At 65.7% G+C, this 25,101-nt stretch carries 22 protein-coding genes; 9 read left to right on the plus strand and 13 right to left on the minus strand.

Translation table 11 applies throughout. The features are described from left to right. Positions 1-60: 60 nt before the first annotated feature. The gene (locus ACODTB_RS21430) at positions 61-1,026 is read left to right on the plus strand and encodes a Bug family tripartite tricarboxylate transporter substrate binding protein (RefSeq protein ID WP_291114584.1); all 966 of its coding nucleotides are present in this window, start codon (positions 61-63) and stop codon (positions 1,024-1,026) included. Positions 1,027-1,142: 116 nt separating this feature from the next. Continuing rightward, positions 1,143-1,928, plus strand: coding sequence for a cyclase family protein (locus ACODTB_RS21435; RefSeq protein WP_291114586.1), 786 nt, complete (start codon positions 1,143-1,145; stop codon positions 1,926-1,928). 185 nt (positions 1,929-2,113) lie between these two features. Here ACODTB_RS21435 and cnbZ read toward each other — a convergent pair whose 3' ends face one another. From cnbZ to ACODTB_RS21485, 10 genes are all read right to left on the minus strand, one after another. Beyond that, complete coding sequence (cnbZ, locus tag ACODTB_RS21440) at positions 2,114-2,866, minus strand: 2-amino-5-chloromuconate deaminase CnbZ (RefSeq protein ID WP_291114588.1); 753 nt, start codon at positions 2,864-2,866, stop codon at positions 2,114-2,116. Positions 2,867-2,902: 36 nt separating this feature from the next. After that, positions 2,903-3,766 carry a fumarylacetoacetate hydrolase family protein gene (locus ACODTB_RS21445; protein WP_291114590.1) on the minus strand — a complete coding sequence of 288 codons (864 nt, stop codon included), beginning with the start codon at positions 3,764-3,766 and terminating at the stop codon, positions 2,903-2,905. Between the two features lie 55 nt (positions 3,767-3,821). Then, positions 3,822-5,375 (minus strand): gamma-glutamyltransferase family protein, encoded by a 1,554-nt coding sequence (locus tag ACODTB_RS21450; protein ID WP_291114592.1) that lies wholly within the window; start codon positions 5,373-5,375, stop codon positions 3,822-3,824. Beyond that, the gene (locus tag ACODTB_RS21455) at positions 5,372-6,010 is read right to left on the minus strand and encodes an SRPBCC family protein (protein WP_291114593.1); all 639 of its coding nucleotides are present in this window, start codon (positions 6,008-6,010) and stop codon (positions 5,372-5,374) included. Before ACODTB_RS21455 ends, ACODTB_RS21450 begins: the two co-directional genes overlap by 4 nt. 4 nt (positions 6,011-6,014) lie before the next feature. Beyond that, positions 6,015-7,172: an FAD-dependent oxidoreductase gene (locus tag ACODTB_RS21460; protein WP_488929717.1), complete on the minus strand. Its 1,158-nt coding sequence runs from the start codon at positions 7,170-7,172 to the stop codon at positions 6,015-6,017. A gap of 104 nt (positions 7,173-7,276) precedes the next feature. After that, entirely contained in the window at positions 7,277-8,380 is a 1,104-nt protein-coding gene (locus ACODTB_RS21465) for a DODA-type extradiol aromatic ring-opening family dioxygenase (protein ID WP_291114596.1), read from the minus strand. Further along, positions 8,377-8,874: a (2Fe-2S)-binding protein gene (locus ACODTB_RS21470; RefSeq protein WP_291114598.1), complete on the minus strand. Its 498-nt coding sequence runs from the start codon at positions 8,872-8,874 to the stop codon at positions 8,377-8,379. The genes ACODTB_RS21465 and ACODTB_RS21470 overlap by 4 nt, the downstream gene beginning before the upstream one ends. Then, a complete protein-coding gene (locus ACODTB_RS21475; protein WP_291114600.1) occupies positions 8,871-9,713 on the minus strand; it encodes an FAD binding domain-containing protein in 843 nt (280 codons plus the stop codon). Before ACODTB_RS21475 ends, ACODTB_RS21470 begins: the two co-directional genes overlap by 4 nt. Continuing rightward, positions 9,710-12,064 carry a xanthine dehydrogenase family protein molybdopterin-binding subunit gene (locus ACODTB_RS21480; protein WP_488929718.1) on the minus strand — a complete coding sequence of 785 codons (2,355 nt, stop codon included), beginning with the start codon at positions 12,062-12,064 and terminating at the stop codon, positions 9,710-9,712. The genes ACODTB_RS21475 and ACODTB_RS21480 overlap by 4 nt, the downstream gene beginning before the upstream one ends. Before the next feature lie 34 nt (positions 12,065-12,098). Continuing rightward, positions 12,099-13,079, minus strand: coding sequence for a Bug family tripartite tricarboxylate transporter substrate binding protein (locus tag ACODTB_RS21485; protein WP_488929719.1), 981 nt, complete (start codon positions 13,077-13,079; stop codon positions 12,099-12,101). A 157-nt stretch (positions 13,080-13,236) separates the two neighbouring features. Between ACODTB_RS21485 and ACODTB_RS21490 the strand changes: the two genes are divergently transcribed. Beyond that, a complete protein-coding gene (locus ACODTB_RS21490) occupies positions 13,237-13,980 on the plus strand; it encodes a GntR family transcriptional regulator (RefSeq protein ID WP_291114604.1) in 744 nt (247 codons plus the stop codon). 118 nt (positions 13,981-14,098) lie between these two features. On the opposite strand, the gene ACODTB_RS21495 is transcribed toward ACODTB_RS21490, so the two are convergent. Further along, a complete protein-coding gene (locus tag ACODTB_RS21495; RefSeq protein WP_366833199.1) occupies positions 14,099-16,156 on the minus strand; it encodes a 4-oxalomesaconate tautomerase in 2,058 nt (685 codons plus the stop codon). Positions 16,157-16,319: 163 nt separating this feature from the next. On the opposite strand from ACODTB_RS21495, the gene ACODTB_RS21500 reads away from it, so the two are divergent. Genes ACODTB_RS21500 through pcaB form a run of 4 tightly spaced genes read left to right on the plus strand, consistent with a single transcriptional unit; the run spans position 16,320 to position 20,642 of the window. Then, positions 16,320-17,180 (plus strand): HTD2 family dehydratase, encoded by an 861-nt coding sequence (locus ACODTB_RS21500; RefSeq protein WP_291114608.1) that lies wholly within the window; start codon positions 16,320-16,322, stop codon positions 17,178-17,180. Between the two features lie 30 nt (positions 17,181-17,210). Beyond that, positions 17,211-18,410, plus strand: coding sequence for a CaiB/BaiF CoA transferase family protein (locus ACODTB_RS21505; RefSeq protein ID WP_291114610.1), 1,200 nt, complete (start codon positions 17,211-17,213; stop codon positions 18,408-18,410). Between the two features lie 10 nt (positions 18,411-18,420). Further along, positions 18,421-19,251 (plus strand): HpcH/HpaI aldolase/citrate lyase family protein, encoded by an 831-nt coding sequence (locus ACODTB_RS21510; protein ID WP_291114612.1) that lies wholly within the window; start codon positions 18,421-18,423, stop codon positions 19,249-19,251. 44 nt (positions 19,252-19,295) lie between these two features. After that, a complete protein-coding gene (pcaB, locus tag ACODTB_RS21515; RefSeq protein WP_291114614.1) occupies positions 19,296-20,642 on the plus strand; it encodes a 3-carboxy-cis,cis-muconate cycloisomerase in 1,347 nt (448 codons plus the stop codon). Here pcaB and ACODTB_RS21520 read toward each other — a convergent pair. Further along, positions 20,608-21,558, minus strand: coding sequence for a LysR family transcriptional regulator (locus ACODTB_RS21520; RefSeq protein WP_291114616.1), 951 nt, complete (start codon positions 21,556-21,558; stop codon positions 20,608-20,610). The two genes, pcaB and ACODTB_RS21520, sit on opposite strands and share 35 nt — an antisense overlap. Before the next feature lie 131 nt (positions 21,559-21,689). Between ACODTB_RS21520 and ACODTB_RS21525 the strand changes: the two genes are divergently transcribed. Continuing rightward, positions 21,690-22,667: a Bug family tripartite tricarboxylate transporter substrate binding protein gene (locus ACODTB_RS21525; protein ID WP_291114618.1), complete on the plus strand. Its 978-nt coding sequence runs from the start codon at positions 21,690-21,692 to the stop codon at positions 22,665-22,667. 32 nt (positions 22,668-22,699) lie between these two features. Here the strand turns inward: ACODTB_RS21525 and ACODTB_RS21530 are convergent, their stop codons facing one another. Then, positions 22,700-23,767: an AraC family transcriptional regulator gene (locus tag ACODTB_RS21530; protein WP_291114620.1), complete on the minus strand. Its 1,068-nt coding sequence runs from the start codon at positions 23,765-23,767 to the stop codon at positions 22,700-22,702. Between the two features lie 77 nt (positions 23,768-23,844). Between ACODTB_RS21530 and ACODTB_RS21535 the strand changes: the two genes are divergently transcribed. Then, complete coding sequence (locus tag ACODTB_RS21535; RefSeq protein WP_291114622.1) at positions 23,845-25,101, plus strand: MFS transporter; 1,257 nt, start codon at positions 23,845-23,847, stop codon at positions 25,099-25,101.

The following is a 25,101-nucleotide window of genomic DNA, read 5'->3' on the forward strand; positions in this document are numbered from 1 at the left end:
GACCGTCATCAACCAGCCCGATTCAAGACAACAACTCGACGAGACAAGTCCCTCCACACCATGAAAGACCTCAGCCTGCTCACGCGCCGTTCGATGTTGGCACTCGGCGCCGTCCCTTTCTTCGCCAAAGCGTCTACGTGGCCTGACAGGCCGATCAAGCTCGTCGTGGCAGCCACTGCGGGAACGCAGCCCGATATCTTTGCGCGCATCTATGCCGACCAGCTCGCCGCTGCGCTGAAGGTTCCGGTGGTCGTGGACAACCGCAGCGGCGCAGCCGGCAACATCGGTGCAGACGCAGCAGCCAAGTCGGCTCCAGACGGTTACACGTTCCTCTACGCGATCGCGAACGTGACAACGATGAACCAGTTCCTGTACACCAGTATCACGTTCGATCCTCGAAAGGATCTTGTGCCGGTGGCTGAGGCCGTCAACACCACGACGATGCTGTTGGCGAGCAATAACGTAGGCGCCAACACGGTCGCAGAAGCGATCGACCTTGCACGCTCGCGCAAAGGCGAACTGGTGTATGGCTCCTACGGCGTGGGGGGGTATCCCCACCTGGTGTTCGTGCAGCTCTTGCAGAAAGCCGGCGTCGACATGTTGCATGTGCCATATCGCACTGGCGCGATGAATGACCTCATCACGGGTCGGATTCAGTTTCTGCTAGAGCCAACAGCGACTGCCATCCCGCAGATCCGGGCCGGCAAGGTAAAAGCCCTGGCTCACTCCGGGTCGCGTCGTCACCCTGAATTTCCGAATCTGCCGACGATCACCGAGACCGTGCCCGGCGTCGTTCTTGAGGGCTGGCACGGCTTTTACGCACCTGCGGGCACGCCTGCCGCGATCATCGAAAAGGTGAGTGCCGAGATCAATCGGATCAATGAGCTCCCCGAGGTCAAAGAACGCCTCGTGGGCCGATCGGGTACACCGGTCGCCAGCAGCCCCAAGCAGATGGCCGCCCGGATCGAGAAGGAATCCAAGGACTGGGAGGCGCTGATCCGTGCCAACAATATCAAGGTGGAATGAGGCCCAGCGATGATGTCGAGTTTCACGCATGACCCAAGCTCGGGTCCTGTCTGGTATACAGGTACTGCACGTGCGAGGTGGGTTGAAGCGCGCGATCAAACTGGAATGGTGATTGCATGAAGAAGATCTTCATTGACATCTCCATGCCGTTGGAGAACGGCGTGCGCAGCGATCCTGACATTGCACGGCCGAAGATTGACTACCTGGGGCACACGGAGTCGATCCCGCGCCTGCAGTCCTTCTTTCCCGACCTCAAGCCGGAGGACCTTCCGGATGCTGCCGGGTGGGCGGTGGAGAAAGTGCAATTGACCACGCACAACGGCACCCATCTGGATGCGCCGTACCATTTCCACCCGACGATGAATCATGCTTTGGGAGAGCCTCAGCGCGCGTGGACCATCGACGAAGTGCCACTCGAATGGTGCTTTGCGCCAGGGGTCAAGCTGGATTTCAGACACCTACCCGATGGCCACGTGGTGACGAAGCAAGAGGTGCACGACGAGCTTGCCCGCATCGAGCATCAGATTGCGCCAGGCGACATCGTCGTGGTCAACACACGAGCGGGATCGCGCTATGGCCATGACGATTACGTCGAGGCAGGCTGTGGCATGGGCCGCGAGGCCACCTTGTACCTGCTCGAGCAAGGCGTGCGCTTGACCGGGACTGACGCGTGGAGCTGGGATGCTCCATTCGTGTACACGCAGCGCAAGGTGCAGGAGACGAAGGACACCTCGCTCATTTGGGAGGGGCACAAGGCGGGCAGAGACATTGGCTACTGCCATCTGGAGAAGCTGCACAACCTTGAAGCTCTGCCTGCGCACGGATTCACCGTCTGCTGCTTCCCTGTCAAGATCAAGGCTGCTTCTGCGGGCTGGACGCGAGCGGTTGCCATCCTCGATTGAGCCTTATGTCGACTTCGCACTTGTGTGAAGTTTTCGACTTTGCTCGGTGCCGCCCGTCAAGTGCTGCTTCTGGATCCCGCGTGGATCCTTAGGGGCTGTTTTCGACTTTATTGGGTCAGAACAGCCTGTGATCTTGCTATTGAACTCCAGTTATCTTCGACCCGAGAGGGGCACCTCTGTCAAGTTCAAAGAACGATCTCATGAGCGTGGCCGCGCACGTCCATTTCGTACTCAAGGCCGACGACTGGCGGACGGGCGTAGTTCCAGACCAAACCACCAGAGCCTGCGCCGCGTTTGGCCAATTCCTCGCCGACCAGGTGGCCGATGTTTTGCACGGTGTAAAGCTGTGTCGAGACGGCATCCGACCAGCTCACGCCCAGCGCCTTTAGGCGCAACTCCATTTCGTCAACGACAAAGCGTACCTTGGTGCGCAGGCCTTCGGGAGAGGTGTCTTGCCAGGCGATGCTGCGCTCATGCGCGGGCTCGTTGCCTGTGCGCGCGTCGGCGCTTCCCGAGAGCTGAAAGCTGGGCAGCGAACGCTGGGCGGGCACCGTGTAGCAAAACCCGAACACGCGCGATTCTGTCGGCTTGTCGTACATCGGGCAGACGTTGGTGCGCGCGACAGGATTCACGCCGTCCTTGTACAGGCCCCAGCGTTCCAGGGTCTGCACGTAGTGGCTGTTGAACTCCTTGAAGCCGGAATCGCTGAACGGATCGGGTGAGCGCAGTTCGAACTGGGCAATGGCTGTGGTGGGGCGGCCCACGCTGGCCAGGTGTGCCTCGACGGCCGCGAAAGCTTCCTTCATGGGAAGCTGGCGCATAAAGCGCACGCGCTGCAGGGCAAATCCGGGTTCAGCTGCCACCCCGCCCGAGTACTGAAAGACCGAAGGAATGTAGCGGTAGCCGCCAGGTGCAAAGATGGTAACGGGAAGGGTCATCGAATCACTCCTCGAAGATGGATACAAAGGGAAAACTCAGGGTTCAGGTCGTACGGGGTTGCTCAGCAGGCCAACGCCTTCGATGTCGACTTCGACGTGGTCGCCCGCCTGCAGCCACACGGGCGGCTGGCGCGACTGGCCCACGCCGGCAGGTGTGCCCATGGCAATGACATCGCCAGGTTCCAGCGTCATGGCGGTGCTCAGCAACGCCAAGGTTTCGGCCACGCCCCAGATCATGTCGGCGGTGTTTGCGTCTTGCATCACGGCGCCGTTCAGGCGGCTCTGGATGCGCAGGTTTGTGGCGCCCGGAGGAAGCGCGTTGGCGGTCACCACGTTGGGGCCGAGTGCACCGGAAGCATCGAAGTTCTTGCCGATGGTCCACTGCGGCGTCTTCTTTTGGTAGTCGCGCACCGAGACGTCGTTGAAACAGCTGTAGCCGAACACGTAGGGAAGCGCATGCTCGGCAGCGATGTGGCGGGGCACGCGTTGACCAATGACGACCGCCAGCTCCGCTTCGTAGTCCAGCTGTGCTGAGACGCGCGGCAGCCACAGATCCTGGCCGTGGCCCACCAGGGACGAAGCTGTGCGCAGGAAAAACCAGGGGTACGCGGGTTTGTCCCGGCCGCCTTCCTTGGCATGGTCGAAGTAGTTCAGGCCGAGGCAGATGATCTTGCCGGGCGCTGGAATGACCGGCGCGTATTGCTGCGCGTCAGGCTGCAATCGCGGGGCAGAAGAATGGATGGCACGCTCGGCCGCATCGGACAGGTTCACGTTCTGGCGGAGGGCCGTGAGCAGGTCGCTGGGCACTTCAGGGCAGGCCGAGGCCAAGTCGATCAAGCCGTCGTCGGTGACCAGTCCCAGGCGGGGGCCGGTGGGGCTGAGGTAAGTGGTGAATCGCATACGAGATGAACAATTGATTGAGAAGGTGGAGTGCCGGGTGTCTGTCCCTGACTCTTCAGAACCCGAGCGCCACCGCCTGACGCCGCGCATCGGCCGCGGCTTCAAGGTTGCCCGAAGCGTTGCGACGCACCGCCTTGACCGAGCCGAAATAGAACTCGTGTTGAGAGTCGGTTTCGACGGAGTGGCCGCGTTCGCGCAGGAGATGGGCGACGGCTTGTGGAAGACCGGGCTCCAGCAGGATGGTGCCGTCGCGCGCCAGGCTCCAGCGCGGCCGTGCGACCAGCTCGCCCAGTGTGACCATGCCGCCCAGCGCACCGGTGGCGATCTGGAAGCCCGTGGTGGTCTGGCTGACGCCGCCCGGTGACACTGCGGCCATCGTGGCCCGTCCGTCGCGCAGCAGCAGCCACGGGTTCAGGGTGTGCGAGGGCCTGCGATGCGGGGCGACGCAGTTGACGCTGCCTGGTTCTGTGTCGAAATCAAACATGCGGTTGTTCAGGAGGATGCCGGTGCCAGGGTCCACTGCGCCGCTGCCGAAGGGCTGGAACACGCTTTGCAGCATGGCCAAGGCATTGCCCTGCGCATCCATGGCGACGAAACCCGTGGTGTCGCCGACGCCCGCCCGGCTGTTGGCAAATGCGGCGCGCCACTCTGCTGAGGCGCGAACGGTATCCACGCCGAAGGACCGGGCGTCCAGGGCCGCAACGCTCACCTGTGCCGGATCGCCGATGCGGGTACGGCCCTTGGCGATCACGGCCAGGGCATGCTCGATGTCTTGGGCCATGCCTTCGGCACCGAGCTGGCAGCCATGGCGGTCCCAGCGCTGCAGTTGTTGCAGCATGAGCACGCCGACCGAGTTGGGCGGCATGACATGCACCGCGTGTCCGGCCGTTGGCGAGGTCCAGGACTGAACCCAGTCCGCCTGCGCGTGAGCGAAGTCGATTGCATCCAGCAGCCCGTTGGTTCCCTGCGAGAAGCGCGTCAGGCTTCGCATGGAGGCGCCTTCGTAAAAGCCGCGTTCTCCCTCATGTGCAATGGCGTTCAGAGCTTCCGCCAGTGCGGGCTGCCGAATGCGTTGACCCGCTTCCAGCAGCGCGCCACCGGGCATGAAGAGCGTGTCGAAGCCGGGCTGGCTTCGCACAAGTGGTCCACTCAGGCGGAGGTTGCGTGCCAGTTCCTCGGCCACGTTGCAGCCATCGCGCGCCAAGGCAATGGCCGGAGCCAGAAGCTCGCGCAGCGTGATGCGGCCAAAGCGCTCATGGGCGCGAGCCCACAGGCGCACCAGTGTGGGTACCACCGCCGAGCTTGTGCCACGTTGCGGCATGCCGTTGGTGAACCGTTCAACCTTTGCCGACCCCGGCGCGCGCCCGCTGGCGTTGAGCGCATGCACCTCGCCCGTGGCCGCGTCGTAGTACATCATCATGCCGCAGCCACCCAGCGAGCCGGCATGCGGTAGCACCACGGCCAGTGTTGCCGAGGCGCTGACCATGGCGTCGACCAATGAGCCGCCGTCCGCCAGGCAACGGAGGGCGTGCTGCGAGGCCAGATGATGACCGCTGGCCAGCGCCACCTGCGTCCCAAAAACGCTTTTGGGTCTTGCGTTGCAGATCATGCGACGCGCGAGGCGAGGATGGCCACCAGCGTGCCCATGAACGAACCGGCCGCGCAACCCACGGCCATGCGCCAGGCCAGACCATCGAGCGCCAGGCGCCAGGCCATGACGTCTGGCACGGTGGCCGTCGCGGCAGGCACGCCCTGGGGCGCAGCGGGGGCCGCCGCAGGTCCTGTCGTGGCCTGGGCTGGGGCGGGCTGCGCCAGCTCGCGCGCCACATTGGCGAAAAACTCCTCCGAAAATTTGCGGGCTGCGCTGTCAATCAGGCGCGAACCCAGCTGTGCCATGCGGCCGGTGATTTCGGTGTCGGCGCTGTAGGCCAGCTGAGTACCGCCTTCCACGCGCGTCAATTGCACTTTCACGCGGCCGCTGGCCGCACCGGCCGGGCCCGCGGAGCCGCGCCCTGACAAGGCGAAGGAGGTGGGGGGCACCACGTCCTCGCGCTGCGCCTCCGCACTGAAGCTGACCTTGATGGGGCCCACGGCCGCGCTCAGAACGAGGGCGAGCTGGTTGGGTGCCGGCTCGCTCACCTTGCTGCAGCCAGGGATCACCCTGGCCAGGAAGTCGGTGTTGTTCAGGGCTTGCCACACCTCGTCCAAGGGGCGGGCCAGAATTTTGGTGCCTTCGATCAACATGTGCTTACCGTGTCATGTCGATGCCGGCCAGACGCAGGCCTTGATCGGCGATGCGCATGCGGTCGTTGAGGTAGCGAAAACGCCCGAAGGCCCAGGTGATCAGCGGCCGCGCCACGTCCAGGCTGGTGGGCCATTGCCTCGAGAACCAGTCGTAGCGGCAGGCCCAGGTCTGGGTCTGGTCGCTGATAAAGCGGACGTTGTGCTCCCATTGGCGGATGGCGCGCGCCACGTCGGCTTCCTGTCGCAGGTGATGCGCGAGGGCATAGGCGTTGATCAGTGTGAGGCCCGCGCCTTGGCCGAGCGTGGGAGGGAGACCGTGCGCCGCGTCGCCCAGGATGGCGACGTTCTTCATGGCCCAGTGCGGGCAGTTGACCACACCGTAGTTGTATTGAGTGGCCGGCGCCTGGCTCAACGCCTGCATGAGGCCCGCAAGCTCGGGAAAGCGCGCGGACCAGTCGGCTGCGTCCAGCGGCAGCTTCTTGGCTGTGGCATCGCGCTCAGGGGCCACCATGTACACGTAGGTGGAATCAGGACCTGCCGGGGTCACGCCAATGCGCCGGTTGCCTGACCAGTGCTCCACGGTCTTGTTCTCGGGCGTGAACTCGCGCCCCTGGATCAGGAAGCGGTCGATGATGGTGGGCAGCACGCGAAAGCCGCTGCGCATGGGCAGGGAGTTGCGGACCGCCGAGTTCACGCCATCGGCGCCCACAACCAGGTCGGCCGTCGAAGCCGCACCCTTCTGGGTGCGCAGCGCGTAGCGCCCGCCCTGCTCGGTCACGCCCGTCACGGTGGAATCCGTCACGATTTCTGCACCCTCGGCAAGGGCAACGTCGCGCAGAGCCTCAATCACGGCCTGGCGTGAGAACACATGTACGCGCGACAGACCTGCCAGCGAACGTTGCTGGCGCAAAGAGCCATCCGGGAAGCGGATCTCCGCACGTTGCAGTTGCAGGCCAAGTGGAGCCATGGCGTCGAAGACGCCCAATTGCTCCAACACCTCGATGCTGTTGTTCTTGATGTAAATGCCGGCACCGATTTCGCGGATCTGGTCACCGCGTTCGTGCACACGCACCTTCCATCCATCGCGGGCCAGCAAGGCGGCGGTTGCGAGGCCGCCAATGCCGCCGCCGGCGATCTCGGCCATGCGTTGTGGCGCGCTCATGCCTGCACCTCCTTGCGCGGGTTGGTCGCCGGCGTGGTGGTGGGACAAGTGAGGTCAAAGTTAATGTGAGGCATAGAGTGACTCTTGGTGAAGATTTCGTCGGCTCAGGCGCTTTTCTTGCGCTGTAGGTTGACCTGGGTGGCTGCACCCGCCGTGAGCAGTGCATGGATGTGGAACTCATCGCGCAGGCGTTCAGTGTCGAAGGCGACCAACGCCTGGCGCTCGTCTTCGGCCAGCGCATAGTTCTCGGCCCAGGCCAGCGGGTCGGCGATGAAGCGACGAGCCTCCTCGGGCAAGGTGCGCAAATGCAGCAGGGCCTGCACCAGCGGCACGCGCCCGTTGGGCAGCGCGGGATAGATCAAGGCATGGTCTTCGGTGATCGGGTTGGGGGTTTCCAGATCCCAAGCCAGCGTGGCGTAGGTGTGGTGCCACGATGGTTCAAAATGCGCCGCAAACGGTTTGCGGTCGCCCATGGCGCCCGCGAGCATGAGTGTGGATCGCAGCTCGATGTTGCCGCTGCGGTCCAGCGATTGCTCGCTCAGACCCAGCAGTTGCTGCAGGTCTCCTTCGCACAGCCGGTCGTAGAGTCCGCGGTCGGTTTCCACGTCGGGGTTCGGGTAGTGGCGCGTGCCGGGGTAGTGCGACAACCCGCCGCTGGCGATCAGGATGGCACGCTTGCCCAGCTTGCACAGCGCGCGTTCCAGCGCCTGGCCGAAGGCGAAACAGCGTGTGGGCGCGGGCTGGGGCGGCATGTAGGCATTGACGAACAAGGCCAGCATCGGCATGTCGCGTGTGAAGCCCATCTGTTCGTAGGGAATGGTGAAGGCCGTCTGCAGTTTTGCGTCGAGGGTAAAGGCCAGATCGAAACCCAGGGCGCCCATCTCTGGCACGAGCGCGTAGCCCAGGTCGCCATCCAATGCCCAGTCGCCCCGGTGCTTGTGCATACCGTCGGCGCGCCGGGCCGCGTGCACGCAGAAGGGAGGCACGCTGTGGGTCACGAAATGGTCACCATGGTCGTTGGAGATCACGATCACGCAGTCCGCCTTCTTGGCCAGGAATACTTGGCCAATGGCCCGCAATTGCAAGTGAACCCGATCGACCTGGGCCAGGTCTTCAGTGTCGGGGCGTGACAGCAATTGCGGTGCGTGAGGAACGGCGGCTGCTGCGACGACACCCGCGCGCTTGTGGTGGATGGAGACGGTGTTCAAGGCTGGACTCCCGAACCGGAGGACGTGGTGATGGGATGGGACCGGGCAACGCTGAGGACGGCCTCGACGATGCCTTGGTAGCCGGTGCAACGGCAGATGTTGCCCGCCAGGTGCTCGCGCACGCGGGTCTCATCGAGCGCCTCGCCGCTGTTGAGAAGTTCGTAGGCGCTCATGAACATGCCGGGCGTGCAGAAGCCGCACTGCAGGGCGTGATGGGCGTTGAAGGCGGTGCGAAGACGCTGCGCCAGATCGTCCTGCAATCCTTCCAGCGTGGTGATGCTTTCGCCTTCGCAGCTGTGGGCCAACGTGAGGCACGAGCGCACGCACCGGCTGCCGACCATCACGTTGCAGGCGCCACAGACACCGTGCTCGCATGCGAGGTGGACCGAGTGGGTGCCGCATTCGCGCACGAAGTCGCCCAGCGAACTGCGGTGCTCCGTGTGCAGAGCCACTTTGCGGCCGTTGAGAACAATGCTCTTTTCCAGATTCATCATGATTGCGGGGCGAGGGCTTGTTGCAGTGCATCGATGGCGTTGACGGCGTGGCGATGCGCATCGAGAAGGCCCAACTCCGGCCACGCGGCGGCGATGTCCTGACGCGCCAGGTCCATCCACCGTTCGCGCGGCATCCGGGTTGAGGTTTGCAGGCTTTCGGCAAGGGTGGGCAGCGCCACTGGACGCTCGCCGTGCGCGCCCACCCAGCAGCGCCAACCATCGGCGCGTTGCACGACGATGGCCGAACACATGGCGTACTCACCCGCCCGGTGCATGAGCTTGGCGCGACCCCACCGGTGCAGCTGGATGTCGACCGTGTCCAGCGTCAGGGCCACAGCCAGCTCGTCCACGGCGCGCGCTGTGTGGAGTGGGCCCAGGATGAAGTCGTGGACCGCCATGCGCCGCATGCCGCGTTTGCTGACCAGCTCAATTTGTGCGCCCAATGCGCAAAAGAGCAATGGCCAGTCGCCTTTGGGGTCGGCCTGCACGATGCTGCCAACTGCCGTGCCTCGGTTGCGCACGGCGGGAAAGGCAATCTGCCGGGCATGCGCGGCCAGCAGCGCCGCCGCTGCGGGATGCTGCGCGGAGTGGACGGCGGCGAGCTGCGAGTGGCGCACCAATGCGCCGATGCGAAGGCCCTGGTGCCATTCCATCTGTCCCAGCGCTTCGATGCGGTTGATGTCCAGCAGCGCGTGAGGCGATGCCATGCGATACCGCAGCAGTGGCAGCAGGCTCTGGCCACCGGCCAGCACCTGGGCATCACTGCCCAGTGCTGCAAGCAGGTCCAGCGCTTCGTCAAGTGTTGTCGGGCGGCGCAGTTCAAACGGTGCCGGTTTCATGATTCGAGTTCCAGATGGGCGAGCGGGCGCTGGGTGACGGCGTGCTCTCCGCCGCCAAGCAGTTGGGCCAGCAGGTAGTCGGGCGTGATGGGTGTGCGGTCGACGGCCACACCACGCTCGAGCAGGGCATTGCGCACGGCATTGCCGATGGCTGCGGGGCCACCCACGCAGCCGCCTTCGCCTGCGCCCTTGATCCCGAATTCGGAAAAAGGCGAGGGCGTGCACTGGTGCACGATGTCGACGTGGGGCACTTCCATCGCGCTGGGAAGTGCGTAGTCGCCAAAAGTCACGGTGAGTGGCTGGCCGTCTTTGTCATAGCGCATTTCTTCCAGCAGTGCCTGGCCGATGCCCTGGGCCACGCCACCACGAATCTGGCCGTCCAGGATCAGCGGGTTGACGACAGTGCCACAGTCCTCCACCACGGCGTAGTCTGTGATGCGCACGAAGCCGGTTTCCGTGTCCACGCAGACGCGGGCCATGTGGATACCGTATGAGAAGGTGCCGGACTCCACCTGAGGCCGGTAGATGCCCTCGACCGACATGCCTGGAGGAATGTCCTGTGGCAGGCGGTGCAGGCCGAGCACGGCCAGGCGGCCGATCTCGGCATAGCTGATCGTCTTTCCGCCTGGGGCGATGAAGTGTGTGCCGTCCTGGCGCAACTCATCGGGCTCGCAGCCCAGGTCAGCTGAGGCCACGCGGCGGGCCTTCTCCAGGAGCATTCTGGATGCACGGGTGACGGCGCCGCCAGCCATGACGATGGAGCGCGAGGCCACGCTGCCCATGCCATAGGGCGCGCGCCCTGTATCGCCCTGGCGGATGCGGATCTGGTCCAGTGGCAGCCCGGTGATCTGGGCTGCAATCTGCGCCAGCGCGGTGTGGTGTCCCTGACCGTGGCTGAGCGTGCCCACGTCAAAGATCAGTTCGCCGCCAGGCGTGAGCGTTGCTCGCGCTGCTTCGTGTCCATAGATGTAGGCTGAGCCACGGCGATGCCATTCGACAGAACCGTGGGCAGCCTGCTCCACGTACATGGCGAAGCCGATGCCATGGACATGGCGTTCGTCGTTCGCTCGCGCGGGCCAGGTTTTGGCATGTGCCTCAGCCGCATTCAGGCAAGCGTGGTAGTCGCCCGAATCATAGTAAAGACCTGTGGCCGTGGTGAAGGGAAAACGCTCGGCACCGATCAAGTTGCGTCGGCGCACAGCGACCGGGTCCTGGCCCAGCGCATGGGCGACTTCGTCCAGAATGCGCTCCATGGCAAAGCAGCCCGCCGGGCGGCCAACGCCGCGGAAGGGACCGACGGGCGACTTGTTTGTGTAGACCGCCGTGGCTTCGAAGCGGTAGTTCGGGATGTCGTAAGGACCGAGCAGCACGTTGGCCGCCATGTTGGCCTCAATGGCCCCTGTGGAAGTCTTGGCCGAGTAGGCGCCCGAATCCACCACAATTCGCGCATTTACCGCATGGATGCGGCCGCTGTCGTCGAACCATGCGCTGATCTCGTGCTCGTGCTGGCGACTGTGGTTCGATGCCACAAAATGCTCGTAGCGGTCCTCGATCCAGCGGTGAGGGCGCCCCGTTGCAAGCGCCATCGCAGCGATGACCAGCTCTTCGGGGTAGAGATTGCTCTTGGCGCCGAAACCACCACCCACGTCCGGGACGATGACGCGGATGTCCGCCTCTGCGATGCCGATCAGATGTTCGGACAGGAAGGTGCGCAGCAGATGGGGTCGCTGATGCGAGGCATGCACCACCAACTCGCCCGTGGATGCGTCAATGTAAGCGAGGCATCCCCGGCCTTCCATGGGCGATGCCATCACGCGGGCCATGGAAAAGCGCCGCGTGACGGATCGCCCCTGGAATGCGTCCGGGTTGCCGATGGTGCGCCCGCTGTGCAGCACCACATTCGAGTCCAGATGACCATGAATGGGCATGCCCGGGTGCGTGAGTTCGCTCAGCACGTCGACGACGGGAGGCAGCTCCTCGATGTCCGGCACACAGTGCTCGAGCTTGTCTTCGGCTTCGGCGCGGGTGCGCGCCGTGATGGCGGCGATGGCCTCGCCGACGAAACGCACGCGCTCCTCGGCGAGCAGCGGAAGAGGGGCGCCGTTGAATCCTTTTCGGAGCAGGCTTGACACGATCGGCCGGGTGAGCGGGGCAATGCGCGCGGAGTCCCACACGACGTCGGGGGCGACATTGGGTGCGAGCCGCACGCCACGCAGGCGCCCATGCGCCACCGGGCTGCGCAAGAAGACAACCTCCTCGCAACCGGGCACCGTCGTGTCCGCGATGTAGCGGGAGAGGCCCTGGAGGTGACGGGCATCCTCCAGGCGCGGAATCGGCTGTCCGATCATCATGCGATGCCTTTTTCGCGTGCTGCGATCCGTTGAATCAGTCGAGCTTGATGTTGGCGCTGCGGATGATCGAACCCCACTTGCCCATGTCCTGCTGCATGCGCTTTGCGAGTTCTTCGGGCGTGCCACCGACGGGTACCAGGCCCAGCCTGATGAGGCGATCGCTCACGTCTTTCTCTTTAAGTGCTTTGTTCACGGCGCCGTTGAGGGTGGCGATGACGGGGGCCGGCGTGCCAGTGGGCGCCATGAGCACGAACCAACTCGATAGGTCGTTGTCGGGCAGGCCGGCCTCTTTCAGGGTCGGCACGCTGGGCAACGAGGGGAAGCGGTGAGGCGCTGCAATGGCCAACACGCGCATGCGACCCGCATCCAACTGGGCCTGGGCCGGACCCAGGTTTTCAAAGCTGAAGTCGACCTCACCGGCCGCGACAGAAGTGACGGCTGGACCGCTGCCTCGCATCGGGATGTGCTGCGCCTTGAAGCCCGTGGCTGACTGGAACCACTCCGCGGCCAGATGCAGCGTGCTGCCAGCGCCAGCAGAGGCGTAGTTCAGCATGGGGTTCTTGCGGGCCGCCGTTATGAATTCCTTGACCGTCTTTTCCTGGACGCGTGGCCCCACCATCAGAAAGGCGGGCACATCCACGATGTGCACCACGGGCATGAGGTCCCGCGAGGCGCTGTAGGGCATCTGGGGATAGAAGTGCACATTGTTGATGAGCGAGGTTGTGCCCATCAGCAGCGTGTACCCATCGGGCGCCGACCGCACCACATGCGCGGTGCCGATCTGTGAGTTGGCACCAGGCTTGTTGTCCACCACCACCGGCGTGTTGAGCGTCTTGGAGATCGATTGGCCAATGGCGCGCGCCGTGGCGTCCGATGCACCACCCGCCGCAAAGGGCACGACGATGGTGATGGGCTTGCTGGGGAACGCTTGGCTGTGCGCCAGCGGAGTCAGGCAAGCGGAGATCGCCAGGCCCGCCACGATGCGTGTCAGACGGCCTACCGAGGAAGTGGTCAAGTTACATAGGGGTGTCATGGGAGCCAACCTTTCATCAAGTTCAAGGAGTCTTCTTGCCAGATATCAAGTATCAAGTATACGTAATAATTTTGCGAAGTTCATGCCAAAATTCGCTCAACACACTGGGGTTTTCCCATGGGAGTTCCATTTTTTGCCTATGAACAAAGTGTTGGACAGTCTTTCGGGCCTTCCCACCGCGCCGCGGGCGTCGAACTTGCCCTCACAGGTCCAGTCGATATTGCTGGAGGGCATCCTTGTCGGCACGCTGCGTCCGGGTGAGCGGTTGTGGGTGGATGAGGTGGCCGAGCACTTTGGCGTGAGCAAGATTCCGGTGCGCGAAGCGCTCAAGGCGCTGGAGGTGGACGGGTGGGTGACCTCACAGCCGCGCAAGGGCACCTATGTGCGTGAACTGTCGTTGGATGAACTGCGGGAAACCTTTGAAATGCGGCGGCTGCTGGAGCCTTACAGCGCAGGTCAGGCGGCCCTGCGCCGCACCGACGCCCAACTGATGGAGCTGGAGCGTTTGCTGGACGAAAGCAACAAGGCGTTGGAGGCAATCGACGTGGTTGCCGTGACCCAGGCCAACCGGCGCATTCATTCCGTGATGGCCGATGCGGCGGGCAACAGCCTCTTGCGTGAAAGCATTGCCAAGCTGGAGCAACTCGTGCAGCGGTACTTCGTGGCCGTCGATTGGCAGCACCGGCGCGAATCTATGGAGCAGCACCGTGCCATCTACGAGGCGATCCGCGATCGCAATGTCGACCTCGCAGCGCGCCTGACGGTCGCGCACATCGACCATACAGAATCATTGGCCGAGGCCTCTCTGTTGCGCTTGCCATTTGCAGCCAAATGGGACTGGGGCGATCGCATGAAAGACTCGATTTCGGCGGAAATTCCCTAGGCTTTGAAACCTGAGGCATGCGCACCCGGTGGGGGGCGGATGAAATCATGGACGACCAGGACCCGTGGAGTGCGCCGACGCTGGTGCACGAATGTGCGCACTGTGAGTACAAAGAACGCTAGTCAAGGAAAGACAGAGGTCGGGCATCCGTCAGGCCCAACGCACCCTGGGCCACAAGCGTTCTCCACCGGCAGAGGTCGTTGTCGACCTTGGTGCGCAACGCATCGGGCGTGCCAGGCTCCACCCTGGCGCCATGGTTCTCGAATTGAGCGACCACTGCCGCGTCGGTCAAAGCGTCGTTCAGTGCCTGGTTCAACTTGGCGAGCGTTGCAGACGGCGTGTGAGCCGGCGCGAACAGGCCATACCACTGCGTGACGTCCACGCCGTCGATCCCGCCTTCTGCCAGCGTGGGCAACGCGGGCAGGCTGGGCAAGCGACTGGTGCCAGCCACCCCCATGGCGCGCAGCTGGCCGCTGTGAACGAACGGATGGGCGGTGAACAGGCTGGGGAACATGACCTGCGTGCGTCCGCTCACCACGTCGGCAATGGCCGGCGCCGCGCCGTCGAACTTCACACTGGCCATGCCCGCGCCGCTGCCCAGCAGGAACAGCGCCGCCGCAAAATGGGGCGGCGTGCCGTCACCCGCCGAGGCGTAGATCAGACTGCCGGGATTCGTCTTCAGTTGCGACACCAGGTCCTGAACGCGGGACGCGGAGACACTCGGGTGGACCACCATCAAGGTCGGCGATGAGCCCACCAGGCCGATCGGTTCGAAGTCCTTGACGGGGTCGTAGCCCAGTTTCTGCAGCGCGGGGTTCATCGCGTGCGTGCCCACGTAGCCCAACATCAACGTGTGACCATCGGGCTCCGCTCGGGCGACAAATTCGCTGGCAATGGCGCCGTTCGCGCCCGCCCGGTTGTCCACCAGGACCTCCTGCCCGAGCAGCCGCCCCATCTTGCTGGCGATGATTCGGGCCATGGTGTCGTTCCCGCCGCCGGCGGCGGTCGGGACGATGATGGTGATCGGTTTGCGTGCCGGGGCTGCGGCTTCCTCGGGACGCGGGAACACATAGTCCGGCAGGTGCATCTCGCCCTGCATGATCTTGCGGGCCGTGCGGACCAGCGCGGCCCCCTTGACCTCGGCCGCGTCCCCCTGGCCGATGAGTTCCACCTCGACATCGATCTGTCCCGCGGGATGCAGCACCACCAGCTTGTGGCGGCCCGCTTCGCGCGCCATGCCGCTGGCAACCGTGCCGGGCAGCGCGAAGGCGCAGGCCACACCAATGGCTCCTGTGACGGCGTGCGACGCGTGGCAACGGTGTGGCGTGAAGTACCTTGAGGTGACGCTGTTGGGTGAGTCGCCCTCGCTGACCAGCACGGGTTTCGGTATGACACTTTGGGCGACATCGCCCAGCCCCATCATGCGGCCGGCCTGCAGGCGCAGCGATTCGATGCGCGCCAGGAGCGCGGTGTTGGCATCCAGCGCCACCGGCTTTTCGCGGCCAGTGACGCCCAGATCGGCCGCGCGAACGATCATGAGTGGCATCGCCGCATCGATGCAGGTCACGGCGATGCCGTCGATGTGGTCGATGCGCTGGCCGGTGGGAAACACGTGGCCCGTCACCGCGCCCCACGCGTCCAGGAAGTCCAGCAGGACGGGGGCCGCCGTGCCGGCGACGCCGTCGATGCGCGCGTCGCCCTCGTACGTCACGCGGCCGTTCGGTGTGCGCACGGTCACATCGATGCGCGAACGGGTGTTGACATTGAACACACGAACCTTGGTCACGCCATCCTGCGCCGTCACGAGGCCCTGCTCGATGCCGAACGGCGCCACGCCCGAGAGCATGTTGCCGCAGTTGGGCCGGGTGTCGACGGAACGGTGGCCAACGCCGACCTGCGCGAACAGGTAGTCGAGATCGCAGTCGGGCTGGGTGGATCTCGAGACGATGGCCACCTTGCTGTTCAAAGTGCTGCCACCGCCCACGCCGTCGAGCTGCAACGGGTCGGAGGCCCCGATCGCACCGATCAGGGCCTGGTCGCGGGCTTCGTCACCTTCAGGCAGCCATTCGCGCAGAAAGAAGGGGCCGCGCGAGGTGCCGGCGCGCATGAGGACACAGGGAATGACTTTGTTCATGGGCCGCATTCTCAAGAGCCGCTGTGCTTCTGTGAATTGCATAGTTGAGAAGCATTGATCCATGGTTTGCAATAAACGGCGGGCCGCTCATTGATGCACCAAAAGCATCACTTGTTCTCAACATTGCAATTTACTTCGCCACCGGATGAACGGAAACTGCGCCCATCGCCCCGCCCCTCCAGCCCCGAGATCGAAGGACATCCGCATGACCCAGACCACCGACGACCTGCGAGCATGGATCGGCCGCAGCGAGACGGTGCACGACACCGTCAGCCCCACGCCCGTGGCTGCCCTGACCGCCACGCTCGACCACCCCGCTGCCGACACCGCGCCCGGCACGCTGCTGCCACCGCTCTGGCACTGGTTGTACTTCCTGCCCCTGCACCGGCAATCCGACATCGGCGCAGACGGCCACGCCCGGCGCGGCGGCTTCCTTCCCCCGGTGCCGCTGCCGCGCCGCATGTGGGCCGGCAGCCAGTTCGAATTCATCTCCCCGATCCGCGTGGGCGATCAGGTCGCCCGCACATCCACCATCGACGACGTGAGCAGCAAGGAAGGCCGGACCGGCAAGCTCGTGTTCGTGAAAGTGCGCCACGAGGTGCGGTGCAACGGCGAAGCCGCACCGGCCCTGGTGGAGTTCCACGACATCGTCTACCGCGACGCCCAGCAGCCTGGCGATGTGGCACCTCCCCCGCAAGCGGCTCCCGCGCAGGCGGCCTGGCGCCGCCAGATCGTGCCGGACGACGTGCTGCTGTTCCGCTACTCGGCGCTCACGTTCAACGGCCACCGAATCCACTACGACCGGCGGTACGTGACCCAGGTCGAAGGCTACCCGGGCCTCATCGTCCATGGCCCGCTGATTGCCACGCTGCTGCTGGACCTGTTGCGCCGGGAGATGCCCACGGCCGACGTGGCCAGCTTCCGCTTCAAGGCGGTGCGCCCCACCTTCGACCTGCACGCCTTTCATGTGCAAGGTGAGCCCGCGGCCGACGGCAAGACCGTGCGCCTGTGGGCGAGCGACCACGAAGGGTGGCTCACGATGGACGCCACCGTGGTGCTGCGCTGATTTCTTTGACCACGATCACCCGAGACCCTCATGCAGCCACTTGCAGGCATCACCGTCGTCACCCTGGAGCACGCCATCGCCGCGCCCTTCGCCACGCGCCAGCTGGCCGACCTGGGTGCGCGCGTCATCAAGATCGAGCGCCCCGGCACGGGCGATTTCGCGCGCGGCTACGACCAGCGGGTGCGTGGCCTGGCATCGCACTTCGTCTGGACCAACCGCTCCAAGGAGAGCCTCACGCTCGACGTCAAACACCCCGAGGCCGCCCGCATCCTGGAGCGGCTCGTGCTGGAGAAGGCCGACGTGGTGGTGCAGAACCTCGCGCCCGGTGCGGCGGCCCGGCTTGGCTTGGGCCACGAAGCGCTGTCGGCGGTCAAGCCCGGCCTGATCGTCTGCGACATCTCGGGATACGGCGATGACCGGGAGAACCCGGGCCCCTACCGCGACAAGAAGGCCTACGACCTGCTGATCCAGAGCGAAGCGGGGTTCGTCTCGGTGACCGGCACGGCGGACGAGCCCTGCAAGGCAGGCCCGTCGATCGCGGACATCGCCGCAGGCATGTACGCCTACAGCAACATCCTCGCGGCGCTGATGCAGCGCAGCCAGACCGGCCGGGGCCAGCGCATCGACATCTCCATGCTGGAGTCGCTCGCCGAGTGGACCAGCTACCCGCTCTACTACGCCTTCGAAGGCGCCGCACCGCCCCCGCGCACCGGCGCCAGCCACGCCACGATCTATCCGTATGGCCCGTTTCCGGTCGGGCCGGCGGAGCAAGGCGCCCACGTGATGCTGGGCCTGCAGAACGAGCGCGAATGGGTCAGCTTCTGTGAGAAGGTGCTGCACCAGCCGGCCCTGGCCACCGACCCGCGCTTCACCGCCAACTTCAAGCGCGTCGCCGAGCGCACCGCCTTGCGCCAGATCATCGTGGACACCTTCCGGCCCCTGACGGTGGCCGAGGTGGAGGCCCGGCTGGAGGTGGCGCAGATCGCCAACGCCCGGGTGAACACCATGGCCGACGTCTGGGCACACCCGCAACTCCAGGCGCGCCAGCGCTGGACCGAGGTGGGCTCGCCCCAGGGGCCGCTGCCGGCCCTGCTGCCACCGGGCACCTGGAACGAAGGCCCGCGCATGGACCCGGTGCCCGCACTGGGCGAGCACACCGATGCGATCCTGGCCGAACTGGGTTACGGCGCGGACGGCATTGCCGCGCTGCGTGCGGCCAAGGCCATCTGAGGTCGTGGCCATGTCGACGCCCCTCGCCTGCGCGCGCACCTACCTCTTCGTGCCCGGCACTCGGCCCGATCGCTTCGGCAAGGCCTTGGTCAGTGGCGCGGATGCGGTGGTGCTGGACCTCGAGGACGCCGTGGCGCCCGAGCACAAGACCGCCGCGCGCGCCCACGTGGTCGGTTGGCTGCAGACCGCCGGGCCAGCCGACCGCTCCCGCTGCGTGGTGCGCATCAACGATTCGACTTCGGACTGGTTTGCGGACGACCTGACCGCCCTGCTGGGCACCGGCGTGGCGCAGATCATGCTGCCCAAGACCGAACAGGCGCAGCAAGTCCGCTTCGTCGTGGAGGCCTTGCCGGGCGTTCAGGTGCTGGCCCTCATCGAAAGCGCCAGGGGCGTGGCCCAGGTGGACGAGATTGCGGGCGCCATCGGTGTGGCCAGGCTCGTGTTCGGCACCCTGGACTTCGCCCTGGACCTGGACCTGGACATCCGCCGCGACGCTGTCGGTCTGAGCCACGCGGCGGCGCGCATCGCACTGGCCTCGCGCCTGGCCGACCTCCCCGCGCCCGTGGCCGGCGTCACCCCGCAACTGGACGACGAGGCACGGCTCATGGCCGACCTGGCCTGGGCGCGTTGCCACGGCTTCGGCGCCAAGCTGTGCATTCACCCGAACCAGGTCCTGCCGATCCACCGCGCGCTGCAGCCCGCCGAGGCCGAACTCGCCTGGGCCCGGCGCGTGCTGGCGGCCGATGCGGCGTCGCCCGGCGCGGCCCGGCTCGACGGCCGCATGGTCGATGCGCCCGTGGTGCGCCAGGCGCGCCGAACGCTGCGGGCCGCGGGGCATTGAACCCGGGCCTCATCCCCACCGATTACCACAGAGAAAGAAGCAACATGGCATCCACCATCATCGATTCGCGCATCTTCGGCGACATGTTCAGCGATGCGCGCATGCGCGAGGTCTGGTCCGACGAGAACCGCACGGCCAAGTACCTCGACATCGAGCGCGCGCTGGCCAAGGTTCAGGGACAGCTCGGCATCATTCCTCAGGAAGCGGCCGACGAAATCGTCAGGAACTGCGAGCTGTCGCAGATCGACTGGGCCAAGCTCAAGGCCAAGACCGAACAGATCGGCTACCCGATCATCGCGGTCGTCAATCAGATCAATGCCAACTGCCGCGACAAGCTCGGTGAGTACTGCCACTGGGGTGCCACCACGCAGGACATCACCGACACCGCCGCCGTCCTTCAGATGCGAGAGGGCCTGGCGCTGGTGGAGCAGGACCTGAACGAGATCGGCGAAGCGCTGGCCGCGCTGGCCCGCAAGTACCGGGACACGCCCGTGATCGGCCGCTCCAACCTGCAGCAGGCCACGCCCATCACCTTCGGCTACAAGATGGCCAGCATCCTGGCCGGCATCGACCGGCACCGCGAGCGGCTGCAGCAGCTCAAACCGCGCGTGCTGATGGGCGAATTCGGTGGCGCCTCGGGCACCCTGTCGTCGCTGGAGAGCGGCGCCATGGAGACGCAGGCTGGATTGATGAAGGAGCTGGGCCTCGCCCAGCCACTGATCTCGTGGCACACCGTGCGCGACACCATCGCCGAGGTCGGCGCGTTCCTGGGGCTTGTCGGCGGCTCGCTCGGCAAGATCGCCATGGACGTCAAGCTCATGATGCAGACGGAAGTGGCCGAGGTGTTCGAGCCCTATGCGCCGGGGCGCGGCTCCTCCTCCACCATGCCGCAGAAGCGCAACCCGATTTCCTGCCTCTACATCCACGCCAACATCTCGGTGGCCCGCCAGCATGCCGCGGCCCTGATGGACGCCATGGTCGCCGACCACGAGCGCTCCACCGGTCCCTGGGAAATCGAATGGGTGTCGCTGCCCGAGATCTTCTGCCTGATGTCTGGGGCGCTGAAACAGACCAAGTTCGTGCTCAAGGGCCTCGAAGTGGACGCTTCCCGCATGCGCGCCAACATCGACATCACCAACGGGCTGGTGATGTCGGAAGCGGTGATGATGGGCCTGGGTCCCTACATCGGCCGCGAGTACGCACACGACCTGGTCTACGACCTGTGCCGTCAGGCATTGAAGGAAGACCGGCCGCTGATCGAAATCCTGGCCGTGCACCCGGAAATCACGCCCCATGTGACCCGTGCCCAGCTCGAAGCCATGTGCGAGCCGGCGAACCACCTGGGCCAGGCCGGCGTCATGGTCGATCGCGTGCTCGCGGCGCGGCGCTGACGCCTTCGGCGGCCTTGCCGCGTTTTGCTTTCATCTCCGCAAAGAACTCATACAACTGCAGCGCCGCCGGCGAGAGCGAGCGACCCTTGCGCCGAATCAACCCGACCTTGCGGGTGATGATCGGATCCACCAGCGGCACGCTCACCAGCAGCGGGTGACCGGGAGCGGGCATGGCCATCGAAGGCACCGCTGCCACGCCCAGACCTGCTTCGACCAGGCCCAGCATGGTCGTCACATGCTGCGCTTCGTAGATGTTCTGCGGCAGACCGGGCTGGCCCGACAGCGCCTGGTCGATCAGCAGCCGGTTGCCCGAGGCCTTGCTCACGGAGATGTAGTCGTACCTGGCCAGATCGGCCCAGGACACGCGGCGTTTTCGGGCAATGGCGTGATCGCGGCGACAGGCCGCGACGAAGCGCTCCTCCAGAAGCGGCTTGAACTCGATGTCGGGCTCCTGGCTGCCCATGAAATTGAGCCCGAAATCCGCCTCGCCGCGCGACACGGCCGACAGCACCTCGTTCGCGCTGGCATCGAAGATCTTCACCCGGATCTTGGGGTACTGTTCCCGGTAGCGCGAGATCACGTGCGAGATGAAGTAATACACCGTGGACGGCACGCAGGCGATGGTGACCTCGCCCATGCGGGTGCTGCCCACCCCCCGGATGCCGAGCAGGGTGTTGTCCAGCTCGTCCAGCAATTGCTGCACTTTTCGGTCGAAGTCGCGGCCGACGGCTGTGAGTTCGACCTTGCGCGTCGTGCGCTCCAGCAACTTGACCCCCAGGGCTTCTTCCAGTTTTTCGATGCGGCGGCTGAACGCGGGTTGAGACACGTGCAGCGCGTTGGCCGCCTTGCGAAAACTGCTGAGTTCGGCCACGGTGCGGAATGCCTGCAGGTCGTTGAGGTTGAAGTTGATGGCCATGGCAGCGGTGGGTTTTCTGGTTGATCCAAATTGTGCATCAATGATTCGCAAACATGCAATTTACTTGGCATAAGACAGCGGCGACGATACGTTCCGAGATTCAAGACCACCCCCACCCATCGGAGAGACAAATGCAGATTCAAAAGAGACAAGTGCTGAGCGCTGTTGCCGTTGCGATCGCCGCCACCTGGGCGTTCGGTAGCGCTCAGGCGGCTTACCCCGAGAGGACCATCAGCATCGTCGTTCCGACGTCGGCGGGCGGTGCCAACGATGCCATGGCCCGGACCATCGGCCAGGCCCTGACGCTGCTTCTCAAGCAGTCCGTCATCGTGGACAACAAGGCCGGCGGCAATGGCGCGATCGCCAGCGAGTTCGTGGCGCGCGCGGCGCCCGACGGTTACACGCTGATGCTGGGCTACATCGCCACCCATGCGATGAACCCCTCGCTGCAGAAGCTGCGCTACGACCCCGTCAAGGACTTCGAGCCGGTGGGCATGGTGGGCTATTCCGCCACGCTCATGGTGGCCAACACCCAGGTAGCGGCCAACAACGCAAAGGAGTTGGTGACCTTCATGAAGGCCAACCCGGACAAGATCAACTACGCGTCGGCCGGCAACGGCACGGCCCCGCACTTCGCGGCGGAGATGTTCAAGCTGTCCACCGGCACCGCCATGACGCATGTCCCCTACAAGGGCTCTGCCCCCGCCGTGACCGACACGATCGCCGGCCAGACGCAGGTGATGTTCCCCAGCCTCTTTACCGCGATGCCGAACGTGAAGAACGGCAAGCTCAAGGCACTGGGCCTGGCCGGCTCCAAGCGGTCGCCGTTGATGCCCGATGTGCCCACGCTCAAGGAGCAGGGCATCAACAATGTGGACGTGTCGCAGTGGTACGCCATCTTCGCGCCCGCCAAGACGCCCAAGCCCGTGCTGGAGCAGCTGAACAAGGCGCTGAATCAGGTGCTCGCCGACCCCGCCACCGTCAAACGCCTGGAAGAGCATGGCGCCGAAGTCGACACGATGAGCCTGGAGGAAATGCGCGGTTTCGTGCAGGCCGAACAGGTGAAGTGGAAGCAGGTGGTGCAAGCCGCGAAACTGAAGGCCGACTGAAGTTCCAATCGACGCAGCGGCTCCCGGTCAGATCACCTCCCGCCGGTCCGCTTGTGCCGCAAGGCCCCGGGCGGATGCCCGATGACCCTTTTGAACGCGCGGCTGAACGAGGCCTCCGAGTCGTAGCCCAGGCGGCTGGCGGCCACGGCCACGCGCATGCCTTCGCGCTCGATCCAGCGGCGCGCCTGGAACATCCGCACGCGGGTCACGTACCGGGCCGGGCTCTCGCCCAAGGTGCGCGTGAACAGCTCGGCGAAGCTGGAGCGCGAGGCACCCATCAGGTCCGCCAGCGCCGGCACCGTCCAATCGCGTTCGGGCTCGGTGTGGATCGCGGCGATCACCTTGCCGATGCGGGGGCATTGCACCGCCGCGATCCAGCCACTGGCGTCGCTGCAGGCGCACTCGACCCAGGCGCGGATGATGCAGGCGGCCAGCACATCGGCCAGGCGCGCGAGCATGCCGCAGGCACCGATGCGGTCCAGCGCGACCTCGCGCTCCATCGCTTCGAGCAACGCGGGCACGGAGGGGTCTCGCGTGGCCAGTTCGTTGGCGCGCATCGCCTCCGGCATCATCGCCAGCAGGGGGTGCAGGGGATCGAGGTTGAAGCGCATGGCGCCGCAGAAGACGATGTCGTTCGGCGCGCCCGCAGGCCCTTCGTCCGGCGTTGGGGGCGATGAGGCCGATGAGGCCGGGGAAGCGGGCTGCGGCGCGCCACCGATGAGGTAGATGTTGTCCGCCACCGGGGTGCGCGAGAGCGATTCGATGTCGACGCACGGCACGTCGGGCGCGCTGGCCAGGATGTGAAAGCTGCCCCGCGGCAGCAGCACCGCATCGCCAGCGTCCAGCCGCACCCAGTCGTGACCGGGCAGCCAGAGCCAGCAGCCGCCGCGCGCCACGAAATGGAAACGGGCCTCCGGGCGCGCGGGGTAGGCCACGGCCCAGGGCGGCTGCATCACGCAACGGCCGTATTCGACGCCGTCCAGCCGCAAGCCCAGCAGGATGCGGCTCAGCAGGTCGGCGGGGCGGGGCGGCGCGTCCACCGCGCCACGGGCGGCGCTGCCCTCTGGCAGGGCGACAGATTCGGAGGAATAGTCAAGCATTTCGGCTTTTCCCACATGGAAACGCCGGCATCTTATCCCTAAGCTGGCGGTCTTGCTGGCTTCCCCCCGTTCAATTCATGTCCTCCTCCTGCTCCACCTGCATCGATCCCTCCCAAGCCGTGGCCGCACCGCCGCCGCCGGCGAACGCGGATTCGCCCCACTGGGCCGCCGTCGGTTCGCTGGCGCTGGGCGTTTTCGGCCTGGTGACCGCCGAATTCCTGCCGGCCAGCCTGTTGACGGCCATGGCCGCGGACCTGGGCATCAGCAACGGCGCCGCGGGCCAGACGGTCACGGCGACGGCGCTGGTGGGCGCGGTCGCCGCTCCCGCCTTTCCGCTGCTGACGCGGCGGCTGGACCGCAAGTGGGTGATGCTGGCGCTGAGCCTGCTGCTGGTCGTCTCCAACCTGATGGCCGCGACGGCCACCTCGCTGCCCGTGCTGCTGGTGGCCCGCGTGCTGCTGGGCTTGGCGCTGGGCGGCTTCTGGGCCCTGGCGGGCGCGCTGGCCCTGCGGCTGGTGCCCGCGGACCGATTCGCCCGCGCCATGTCCCTGATCCTCACGGGGGTGTCGGTGGCCACGGTGTGCGCCGCCCCCATCGGCGCGTGGATGGGCGATCTGTGGGGGTGGCGCAGCGCCTTCGTTGCCGCAGGTGTGGTCAGCGTGGTGACGCTGGTCGCGCAGGCCATCACGTTGCCCGCGCTGCCGCCGCGCGACCACGCCAATCTGCGCGTGCTGGGCCAGTTGCTGCTGCGGCCGCAGGTGCGCATGGCCCTGCTGGCGGTGCTGCTGGTGATCTCGGGCCATTTCGCGGGCTTCACCTATATCCGGCCGCTGATGGAAAACGTCACCCACCTGTCCGTCCAGGCGATCACGGTGGTGCTGCTGGGCTACGGCATCGGGGGCTTCTTCGGCAACCTGGCGGGTGGCTACCTGGCCGAGCGCAGTGAGCGCCGCGCCATCGTGGCGGGGGGCACGCTGGTCGTCCTCATGGCGGGCAGCCTGTTGCTGGCGGGTTCGTCAGGGCTGGTGACCGCCGTGGCGGTGGCGCTCTGGGGTTTTGCGTTCGGCGCTTTCCCGGTCGGTTTCCAGACCTGGGTGGTGCGGGCCGCGCCCGACCACGCCGAAGGCGCGGGCGGCCTGATGGTGGCGGCGTTCCAGATCGCCATTGCCAGCGGCGCGGTCGGCGGCGGGCTGCTGGTCGATCACGTGGGCGCGCTCGGTGCGCCGGCCTTCGCGCTGGTCGCCATCGTGCTGGGCACCTTGCTCACCCTGCGCCACGGTCCCCGGCCGCAGGGCCAACGGGCCGCCGCCCAGCCGGCGCCGGTTCATCACTGA

The organism is Hydrogenophaga sp. FG152 (assembly GCF_057809615.1).